This is a genomic window from Photobacterium sp. DNB22_13_2 (genome assembly GCF_052873915.1).
Genome location: NZ_JBNNXU010000022.1, coordinates 86894 through 96567, shown reverse-complemented (window position 1 = coordinate 96567; position 9674 = coordinate 86894). Strand labels below are relative to the sequence as shown.

The 9674-nt window shown below is 51.4% G+C and carries 12 protein-coding genes and 2 tRNA genes; 3 read left to right on the top strand and 11 right to left on the bottom strand.

From position 1 onward, the window contains the following. From ACVA58_RS23485 to mutY, 5 genes are all read right to left on the bottom strand, one after another. Nucleotides 1-72 (bottom strand) — tRNA-Asn (locus ACVA58_RS23485). Between the two features lie 44 nt (nt 73-116). After that, nucleotides 117-192 (bottom strand) — tRNA-Phe (locus tag ACVA58_RS23480). Between the two features lie 128 nt (nt 193-320). After that, on the bottom strand, nt 321-1457 hold the full coding sequence (mltC, locus tag ACVA58_RS23475; protein WP_446512673.1) for a membrane-bound lytic murein transglycosylase MltC: 1137 nt from the start codon (nt 1455-1457) through the stop codon (nt 321-323). Nucleotides 1458-1562: 105 nt separating this feature from the next. Continuing rightward, nucleotides 1563-1835: an oxidative damage protection protein gene (locus ACVA58_RS23470; protein ID WP_107300870.1), complete on the bottom strand. Its 273-nt coding sequence runs from the start codon at nt 1833-1835 to the stop codon at nt 1563-1565. A gap of 116 nt (nt 1836-1951) precedes the next feature. Beyond that, complete coding sequence (gene mutY, locus ACVA58_RS23465) at nt 1952-3010, bottom strand: A/G-specific adenine glycosylase (protein WP_446512674.1); 1059 nt, start codon at nt 3008-3010, stop codon at nt 1952-1954. 155 nt (nt 3011-3165) lie between these two features. On the opposite strand from mutY, the gene trmB reads away from it, so the two are divergent. From trmB to ACVA58_RS23450, 3 genes are all read left to right on the top strand, one after another. Further along, complete coding sequence (gene trmB / locus ACVA58_RS23460) at nt 3166-3903, top strand: tRNA (guanosine(46)-N7)-methyltransferase TrmB (protein ID WP_446506258.1); 738 nt, start codon at nt 3166-3168, stop codon at nt 3901-3903. A gap of 104 nt (nt 3904-4007) precedes the next feature. Further along, complete coding sequence (gene glsB / locus ACVA58_RS23455) at nt 4008-4928, top strand: glutaminase B (RefSeq protein WP_446512675.1); 921 nt, start codon at nt 4008-4010, stop codon at nt 4926-4928. A 54-nt stretch (nt 4929-4982) separates the two neighbouring features. Further along, the gene (locus tag ACVA58_RS23450; protein ID WP_446512676.1) at nt 4983-5384 is read left to right on the top strand and encodes a hypothetical protein; all 402 of its coding nucleotides are present in this window, start codon (nt 4983-4985) and stop codon (nt 5382-5384) included. 125 nt (nt 5385-5509) lie between these two features. Here ACVA58_RS23450 and hemW read toward each other — a convergent pair whose 3' ends face one another. The 6 genes from hemW to proC all read right to left on the bottom strand — a co-directional run bounded on the left by hemW (nt 5510) and on the right by proC (nt 9630). Beyond that, on the bottom strand, nt 5510-6676 hold the full coding sequence (gene hemW / locus ACVA58_RS23445; protein ID WP_446512677.1) for a radical SAM family heme chaperone HemW: 1167 nt from the start codon (nt 6674-6676) through the stop codon (nt 5510-5512). 3 nt (nt 6677-6679) lie between these two features. Continuing rightward, complete coding sequence (locus ACVA58_RS23440) at nt 6680-7273, bottom strand: XTP/dITP diphosphatase (RefSeq protein ID WP_446512678.1); 594 nt, start codon at nt 7271-7273, stop codon at nt 6680-6682. A gap of 101 nt (nt 7274-7374) precedes the next feature. Beyond that, a complete protein-coding gene (locus ACVA58_RS23435) occupies nt 7375-7812 on the bottom strand; it encodes a DUF4426 domain-containing protein (RefSeq protein WP_446512679.1) in 438 nt (145 codons plus the stop codon). A gap of 145 nt (nt 7813-7957) precedes the next feature. Further along, a complete protein-coding gene (yggU, locus tag ACVA58_RS23430) occupies nt 7958-8251 on the bottom strand; it encodes a DUF167 family protein YggU (protein ID WP_446512680.1) in 294 nt (97 codons plus the stop codon). Beyond that, complete coding sequence (locus ACVA58_RS23425; RefSeq protein ID WP_446512681.1) at nt 8248-8802, bottom strand: YggT family protein; 555 nt, start codon at nt 8800-8802, stop codon at nt 8248-8250. Before ACVA58_RS23425 ends, yggU begins: the two co-directional genes overlap by 4 nt. A 9-nt stretch (nt 8803-8811) precedes the next feature. After that, nucleotides 8812-9630, bottom strand: a complete 819-nt coding sequence (gene proC, locus ACVA58_RS23420; protein ID WP_446512682.1) for a pyrroline-5-carboxylate reductase — start codon at nt 9628-9630, stop codon at nt 8812-8814. Between the last annotated feature and the right edge of the window lie 44 nt (nt 9631-9674).

Below are 9674 nucleotides of genomic sequence, written 5' to 3'. Positions count from 1 at the left end.
TCCCCCTGCAAGACTTGAACTTGCGACATACGGATTAACAGTCCGCCGTTCTACCAACTGAACTAAGGGGGAATTATATATCGTTGCTTGCACCATGTTCTTCAAAAGAGAAGAGATGGTGCCTCGAGGCGGAATCGAACCACCGACACGAGGATTTTCAATCCTCTGCTCTACCGACTGAGCTATCGAGGCAACGGAGCGCTATTAAACGGTTTTTCGTTCTTTTCGTCAACTATTTTTTTAGAAAATTTTCATTGTCGCGCTCGGTTGCCTGCTTTTCGTCCGGAAACGCCGATTATGGCTATTTCCTTGTCATAGCATCAGATTTTTCCTTGGTTAAATTCTTTTTGGAATGCGGTGACTTTTTCCAAATACCTTCTGGCCTCGGCATTGCGGTGCTTGTTGGTCAGTGCCCAGTAGACTTGATTTGGTTGCAAACTGTTCAAATCGTTCATCGCCCGTTTGCGGTCACTGCCGTGGAAAGTATTGAGCACCCCTCCGGTACCGCCGTTGTAAGCTGAGATCATACTGTAATGGAGCGACAGCGGATCACGGACGTCTTTCAAATACCGGGTACGCAAGATGTAGAAGTAGGCAGTACCGGTATCAATATTTCTTGCAGGATCAAACAGGTACTCAGGTGTCGGTATGCCTGGCTTGTTTTTCACTAGCTTGAAGACATCGGCCCCGGCGGTTTTTGGTACCACCTGCATCAGGCCGTAGGCATTGGCGTGGCTGACCGCATAGGGGTTGAAGCTGCTTTCGGTTTTGATAATGGCATAGATCAGATCTTCGGCAATGCCGTAACGGCGGGAAGCATCACGAACAATACTGGCATACTTGTAACCACGCTGGTTGGCGTGATCGGCCACCATCGGGATTTCAACATAATAGACTTGGTGGAAGCGCTCCGAGCGCTTTTTCATTTTACCGTCGATCAAATAATCGGCGAAACGGTTGGCACGCCATGACCATTCGATGGGCTTACCTTCATTGTCGAGCACTTGACCATAGAGGAACGGCTTGCCGCTCAACTCGATAGCTGAATCGGAATACAGATCGACGCCGCCCGGATTGTCTGGTGTCAGCAAAGTGGTGGTAATGGCTTCCTTGAGGTGCTTGGTCGGTTCGGTTTTTGCGACGGTTTCGACGATAACCATGCCGCGTTCAAAATCAACATGAGCGCGGCTACGGTAACCATCAGTGTACTTAACGTATTGACGCTTGCTGGCGACCAGTGAGTCGTTATCTCCCCAATAGCGTTTTACCTGACCGTTGAAGGAGTTCATTAGCCGATCGAGCGCGGCAGTATCTTGAGTGAACTGACCTGGCAGCGGGGCGAGGTTGTTGGCAAAACGGTTGGTAGTGGAGTAGTCGACATCGTAGAGTTTTTCAATAAACTCTCGGCTACAGCCGCTCAGTAGGAGCAGGGACAAAAACAGCGCGCGTAATCTCATAGTTCCCGGAATAAGAAAAAGGCACCTTACAAAAGATGCCTGAATTAATGACTTATATGTTTCCCTAGAGCTAAACGACCAAGCATGGGGGAAGCATTAGCGGTATTATTCGCTCGGCGGCGTGTAGCCGTCGATAATGACATCTTGGCCTTCAAACAAGAAGTTCACCATTTCGGTTTCCAGCAGCTTGCGGTGCTCCGGATCCATCATGTTCAATTTTTTCTCGTTGATCAGCATAGTCTGCTTGCCTTGCCACTCGGCCCACGCTTCCTTCGAGATGTTGTCGAAAATACGCTTGCCCAGTTCACCCGGATAAAGTTGGAAATCAAGGCCTTCCGCGTCTTTTTTCAGGCGGGCACAAAATACTGTACGGCTCATCGGGGAGCTCCTTCGTTATAACGTTGATTCGTTTACTTGGGTATATTTATACCATGCTTAATATGCTCACGTAACTTTAAGGTGCATGTTACTTGAAGTCACTTGCTATAAAAACTCTATCTATTTAGCTCGTAGCGCAGGCTCTCGAGGATCTGCTGTACCGGTGCCGCCAGCCCTATCTCTGCGGGTTGGTTGAGGTTATACCATTGGCCATTACCGGCTTCGCTGATGCTGTTGGGTTGCGCGGAAAGGCTTAATTTTATCGGCACGATATCTAAATGATAGTGACTAAATGTATGGCGGAATGCGTTCAGCTGCTCTTGATCGCTGATGATCTCTAATTGACCTATTCGCTGCTCGATCACCGGCGTTAGGTCGGCGTGATCCTGTTGCGGGAAGCACCACAGGCCGCCCCAGATCCCTGCGGGTGGGCGCTTTTCCAGCCAGACATATTCGCCATACTGGAAAATGGCAAACCAGGCTTGCTTTTCCGGTAGGATTTTTTTGGGTTTCTTGCCCGGAAAATCGGTTTGTCTACTCTGTGCTTTGGCCTCACAGCGCTCGGCGACGGGGCACAATTCGCATTTAGGCTTGCTGCGGGTACAGATCATCGCCCCCATATCCATCATGGCTTGGTTATAGCGTTCCACACCTTGGTCTGGAGTATTGGCCTCGGCGATTTCCCATAGCTGGTTTTCTACCGGCTTTTTCCCTGGCCACCCTTCAACGGCATAGCATCGGGCTAGCGTGCGTTTTACGTTGCCATCCAAGATAGGGTGATGTTGTTTGAGAGATAGTGACAGCACAGCCCCAGCGGTTGAGCGGCCTATCCCTGGTAGGGCAATCACTTGTTCGATATCGGTTGGGAAAACGCCGTTATGGTGGTCAACGATGTGTTTGGCTGCTTTGTGCAGGTTTCTCGCCCGGGCGTAGTAGCCTAGGCCTGTCCACAGGTGCAACACTTCGTCTTGTTCGGCGGCTGCAAGAGCGGTGACCGTAGGGAAGCGTTCGATGAAACGCTCAAAGTACGGGATCACCGTGGCGACTTGGGTTTGCTGTAGCATGATTTCCGACAGCCAGACCTTGTAGGGGGTCTTTTGCTGTTGCCATGGCAGGGTTTTCCGGCCAAATTTGTCATACCACGCTAAAATGGCATCAGAGAAGGTATTGGTCACAGTTTCAAGCTCACATTACTGACAGCCGTCTTCGTCTGTCTTATTTTTGGCCCTGATTGCACCACAAAGTCCGGGTCGTCGCAATCGATAGACTTGCACTTGCGCTGTAACTTTGGATAATGCCGTTCCGTTTCTTTTTTGTTTGGATAGTAAGCATGAGCGAAGTTTCAAAAAAGTCAGGTGAAGTTACCCTGAACGAATTTACCGAAGACGGCAAACTGGTACGTAAGGTACGTAGCTTTGTTCGTCGCGAAGGTCGCTTGACCAAGGGCCAAGAAGCGGCCATGGACAATAACTGGGCGGCTATGGGTATCGACTTCGCTCAGCAGATGCTGGACTGGAAAGAAGTATTTAATAACGATAACCCAGTTACACTGGAAATCGGCTTTGGTATGGGTGCCTCTCTGGTTGAGATGGCCAAGAATTCCCCAGAGAAAAACTTCATCGGTATTGAAGTTCACAGCCCAGGTGTAGGTGCTTGCTTGATGGGCGCAGAAGAAGCGGGTCTGACTAACTTACGTGTAATGTGTCACGACGGCGTAGAAGTGTTCGAGCACATGATTGCAGATGGTAGCCTTGATTGCGTGCAGCTGTTCTTCCCTGACCCATGGCATAAGGCGCGTCATCACAAACGTCGTATCGTTCAGCCTGAGTTCGCAGAAATGTTGCGTAAAAAGTTGAAAATCGGTGGTATCTTCCACATGGCGACAGACTGGGAAAACTACGCTGAGCATATGGTTGAAGTGATGGACGCTGCGCCGGGTTACCGTAATACGGCAACAGACGGTGCTTACATCCCGCGTCCTGAAGATCGTCCGCTGACAAAATTTGAAGCTCGTGGCCACCGATTGGGTCACGGCGTATGGGACATGAAATACGCGCGCACTGAGTAAGTCTCAAGCGCATTTGGGCAAGGTATTGCCAAGCACCGCAGGGTGCATCAGTTGTTCGAAAAAAGCCAACCTCGTGTTGGCTTTTTTATCCTTGGAGAAAAGTAATGAAACCAACAGAGCAGTTGCTAAACGAGATTTTAGATGAAGTCAGACCGCTGATCGGAAAAGGAAAAGTGGCTGATTATATCCCGGCATTGGCGGAAGTTCCGGCCAGTAAATTGGGGATTGCTGTGTGTTATAACGACGGTGAAGTTATTCAGGCTGGTGATAGCAAGGAAGACTTCTCGATCCAGTCGATCTCCAAGGCGCTGAGCCTGACACTGGCGATGACCTTGTACCAGCCGGAGGAAATCTGGCAGCGGGTCGGCAAGGAGCCATCAGGCCATGCATTCAACTCGATGATCCAGCTCGAACTGGAAAACGGCATACCACGTAACCCGTTTATCAATGCCGGGGCACTGGTAGTCTCTGATCTGCTGCACAGCCGTTTGTCGGCCCCTCAATACCGGATGCTGGAGTTGGTACGCGGCCTGGCCCAAAACCCGCATATTTGCTACGACAAGGTCGTGGCCGCTTCGGAGATGCAGCACAGTGATCGTAATGCCTCGATAGCTTATCTGATGCGTTCATTTGGTAACTTTGAGAATGAGGTGATGCCGGTGCTGACTAATTACTTCAGCTATTGTGCCCTGAAAATGAGCTGCGTTGATTTAGCCAAAACTTTCAGTTACTTGGCAAATAAAGGGCTTCCTTTGGGCGCAAAAAAAACAATTATCACCCAAACTCAGTGTAAGCAAATGAATGCACTGCTGGCGACCTGCGGGTTGTACGACGGTGCCGGAGAATTTGCATATCGGGTAGGTATGCCGGGCAAATCAGGAGTCGGTGGCGGGATCATTGCTATCGTTCCCGGTGAAATGGCCATCGCGGTATGGTCGCCAGAGCTGGATCCTTCGGGTAACTCTCTGGCCGGTACAGCTGCCCTCGAATTGCTGGCTGAGCGGATCGGCCGTTCAATTTTTTAACGGGGTCGTTTAGGGCTGCAGATCCTAACCTACTCCGATTACGGGGAAAGGCTTATGCTGTTGCGTGTTTGTGGGTACAAGTTAGCGGTTGTCGGGTTTGCCTTATCATTGGGCGTTCAAGCCAATGAAGCGCCTGTGTGTCAGTTGGAGTGGCACAACAGCCTGAGTATGCAAGACGGGGCGCTCAATCTCGAATTTGAAGGGGAAAACTTTCAGATAAAACCCAGTGGTCAACTTTACTTCGGGGTCCACAAGGTCAAGCTCAGTGATGATCAGTCGATGTTGCTCGCTGACTATCACCGCCTTATGCTGGATGACTTGCCTTATACTTTGTCCCATTCACAGTTGATCGATCAAAAGCTGTGCGATCAGGTGGCAATGCGCCAAGCGAAGGAAAGCGAAATTCAATCTCAAATTCCTGCCCTTAAACGTTGGCAGAGCGTCACTCTAAATTGATGCCTTTCACCCTTCTTCCAAAGTCGTCGAACAAAAGAGCATAAACGCGTGTAGCTCCGGCCTAGAATACCAGCTAGAGCTACTCGCGGTATTTTTACGTTCTTTTGTACTATCTGCACTGAGCCTTAATCTTGCTCGTCTTCGTCTACAAACGCCGCCAGCAGATCGTTGAGGAACAGTTTACCGTGCTCAGTGATCTGCCACTGCTCGCCTTTGTCTTCCAGGTAGCTTTGCTTAAGTGCCCAGTTGATCGGCTCCTCAATGCTTGATAACGGCAAGCCGGTACGATCGACATAATCTTGTTTCGGGCAGGCTTCTAGCAGGCGGAAGCGGTTCATAAAGAACTCGAACGGACGCTCACTGGCAGCAACCTGGTTTTCCTGATCAAGATATGGCTTGGTCGGGTTGAGGTAGCCTCGAGGGTGTTTGACCTTCACTGTACGGGTGATAGTGCCGTCGGCAAAGCTCAGCTTGCCATGGGCACCGCAACCGATCCCCAGATAGTCGCCGAAGCGCCAGTAGTTGAGGTTATGGCGGCACTGGCGGCCTGCTTTGCTGTAGCCCGAGATTTCGTACTGGACATAGCCAGCATCAGCCAGCAGCTGGTGGCCTTGCTCGAAGATATCCCATAAATCATCGTCATCTGGCAGTACCGGCGGCTTGGAGTAGAATAGGGTATTAGGCTCGATAGTCAGCTGATACCAAGACAAGTGCGGTGGCTGCAAGGCTATCGCCTGTTTCAGATCTGACAGGGCATCATCGATGCTTTGATCCGGCAGGCCGTGCATCAGGTCAATATTGAAGCTGTCGAGTCCGGCCTCTTTGGCCAGTCCTGCGGCAGTAATGGCTTCTTTGCTACCGTGGATCCGGCCTAGGCGTTTGAGTTTTTCATCCTGGAAACTCTGGATGCCAATTGAGATACGGTTGACTCCCACGGCACGGTAGGCGTTGAAGCGTCCGGCCTCGACGGTGCCCGGATTGGCTTCCATGGTAATTTCGATATCCTTGCTAAACGGGATCCGTTGTTTGACGGCCTCAAGCAAGCGGCCGATTTCCGGTGCGGAGATCAGGCTTGGGGTACCACCACCGATGAAAATGGAATGCAGCTCCCGGGCTTGGCGATTGAGACCATATTTGGCCAAGTCGGTATCGAGATCCTCGATAAGGGCATCGATGTAATCAAGCTCAGGAATATCGGCTTTCAGCGCATGGGAGTTGAAGTCGCAATAAGGGCACTTCTGGACACACCATGGGATATGGATATACAGGCTCAGTGGTGGTGGTACTAGCATGGTTTATGCTTCCTTCAGGGCAGCAAATAGCTTGGTGAGGGCTTTGCCGCGGTGTGATAGTTGTTTCTTGCGAGCGGGTTCAAGCTCTGCTGAAGAGCAGTGGTCTTCAGGTACCCAGAAAATGGGATCATAGCCAAAGCCATTCTCACCATGGGCTTCGGTCAGGATTTGGCCTTCCCAGCTGCCGTGGCAGACGAGTGGGGTGGGATCATTCTCGTGACGCATCATGACCAGTACGCAATGGAAACGGGCGGTACGCTGCTCTGGCGCAACCCCTTCCATTTTTGTTAGCAGCTTTTGCAGGTTTTCTTCGTCAGAGGCATCAGCACCGGCAAAGCGGGCAGAATAGATCCCCGGCGCTCCCTTGAGGTAGTCGACTTCAAGGCCTGAGTCATCGGCAATCGCTGGCAAACCGGTTTCCTTGGCTGCATGGCGAGCTTTGATGATAGCGTTTTCGATAAAGGTGGTACCTGTCTCGGCCACAGAAGAGACGTTGTAATCGCTTTGGGCAACCACGTCGAAGCCGAAATCTGCCAACAGGCTAGCCATTTCTTTCACTTTGCCCTGATTACCAGTAGCTAGTACTAATTTGCTCATCACAGTTCCTCACAATAAAGAGGGCGCTATCTTATCTCACTACCCGGAAATTAAAAGGGGAGCGCTAGGCTCCCCGTGTAGATGCCGGTACTGGAGTTGGGTCAGTCGACATAAAAAGTCTGGTCAAACTTGATGTTGCCTCGGGTGCCGTTGTGGGACATGTCGATGGAGAAATTGAAACGCTCTTCATTGGCGTGTTTGATTTCGGCAATGTAATAAATCGCCTCGCCTTCTCTGATCTCCCGGAAAGATAGGTTCTTTACGCTGCCGAGTAAGTTTTTAGCCTGACCATTAAGTACCGCAGTTACTGCTGGTTTCCCCGGCTTGCCTGTATCAAGCACAGTGACATTGATCACCGCGGAATAGCGGCTGCGCTGGATTTTGTAAGTACTGGCAACGTCTGGGGTGAGAAACGTTGATGGGAAACTGGAGTAGTGGACCTCCAAACTACCGACTTGTTCGAATTGCTCGGCATGGGCCGGGAGGCTAGCACCCAGGCTGGTAAGTAACAGGGCAAATAGGCTGAAAAGACGAGTCATTTTATTATCCTTCTATACGCACTGGGTCGGGGATTATCCCTGCACCGATAGTGGGTATTGCTTAATTCCATTATAGTCGGGTGTAACAGTCTGATGAAAAACAGCCCGGCGTCTTGGGGGACGCCGGGCTGGGAGTGGTTACCGATTACAGCAGAGCTTTGATGGGCTCGGGGATAACCTTGGGGACCGTGATACGCACTTGCTTGTGACGTCCTAGCTCCCCTTTTTCTATGTCAATTTGCCCCTTGGCGACCTTGAACTGCTTGGACAGGTACTTAGTCAGATGGGCATTGGCCTTGCCATCAACTGGCGGGGCGGTGATCGCCACTTTGATTTCATCACCATGTAGGCCAACCATTTGGTCACGGCTGGCCTTTGGCTGAATATAGAGCCTTAAGATCAGATCGTCACCATCAAGGTAAACGGCCTGTTGGCTCATAGCTGGAACCAGATCGGACCGACAACGTCACCGATCAGGAAGTTGGCAAACTGCAGACCAAGGAACAGAACCAATACACTCAGGTCTAGGCCACCCATTGCTGGGATAATACGGCGGATAGGGGCTGTCAATGGCTCGGTAAGTTGGTGCATTACATATTCAACAGGGCTGCGACCCTGGCTGACCCAGCTTAGGATAGCGCGTAGCAGCAGTACCCAGAACAGCAGGCCACCAGCGGCTTTCACTAATGATAGGGCGCCAATCCAGAAGTACTCAGGGGTAAAGATAAAGCCACCGCCCAGCACCAACTGTAGGAGGATGAACTTACCCATACTCAGGATGTAGGCAAACAGCAGGGTGGCGACATCCAGTGAGCCAATTGACGGAATAATGCGGCGCAGCGGACCGACGACCGGCTGGGTTGCCTTGATGATAAACTGCGAAAACGGATTGTAAAAATCGGCACGCGCCCACTGGAGCCAGATGCGCAGCAGCACGACCATAATGTAGAGATCAAATAGGGTACTGACAAGAAAACCAATTGAGTTCATATACTAACCTTAAAATAATTTTTCCATTTCTTCAGCGCGGGAAACGGCAGCACGCATTGCTTTTGCTACGGTATCACTAAGTTGGCACTCGTTGAAAGTGCGGATTGCCTCGGCGGTTGTGCCACCTTTCGAGGTCACCTGAGCACGTAAGGTCGCTAGGTCGGTATCCGGGTTAGCGACGACCATTTCTGCCGCGCCAAGCGCCGACTGCTGTACCAACATACGGGCTTGCTCAGGGGTGAAACCTTGCTTGATGGCTTCGTCCTGCATCGCTTCCATAAACAGGAAGAAGTAAGCTGGAGCACTGCCGGCAGCGGCAATAATACCGTTAATTCCCGACTCTTGCTCTACCCAGCATACTTCGCCGACAGCCTGCATTAAGTGTTCGGCAAATTGACGGTCATTGGGGTTGAGACTGCTAGAGGCGAAGAGGCCGCTCATGCCTTTGCCAATCAGTGATGGGGTATTGGGCATTACCCGCACTAGGCTCAGCTTGGTTGCCAGCATCTGGTTGAGGCGCTCAGCACTCACCCCGGCGGCAATTGATATCACTAGCTTGCCGGAAAAATCGAGGATCTGCAGCGGTTGGCACACCTCTTCCATCAGCTGGGGCTTAACGGCCAATACAATGACATCGGCATCGGAAGCGGCGCTGAGGTTATTGTCGGTGGTGTGGATCCCGTAATCACGGGCCAACGGCTCGCGGCGGGCTGAGCTTGGTGCGGTCGCGGTGATTTTGTCCGGCGCGTAGCCGCTGGCAACGAGGCCGGCGATGATAGAACGGGCCATGTTACCGGCACCAATGAAGGCAATCGCGCGTTGTTCCATGTTACATCCTTTGTGTTTTCAAGGCCGGGAGGGACGATGACGTC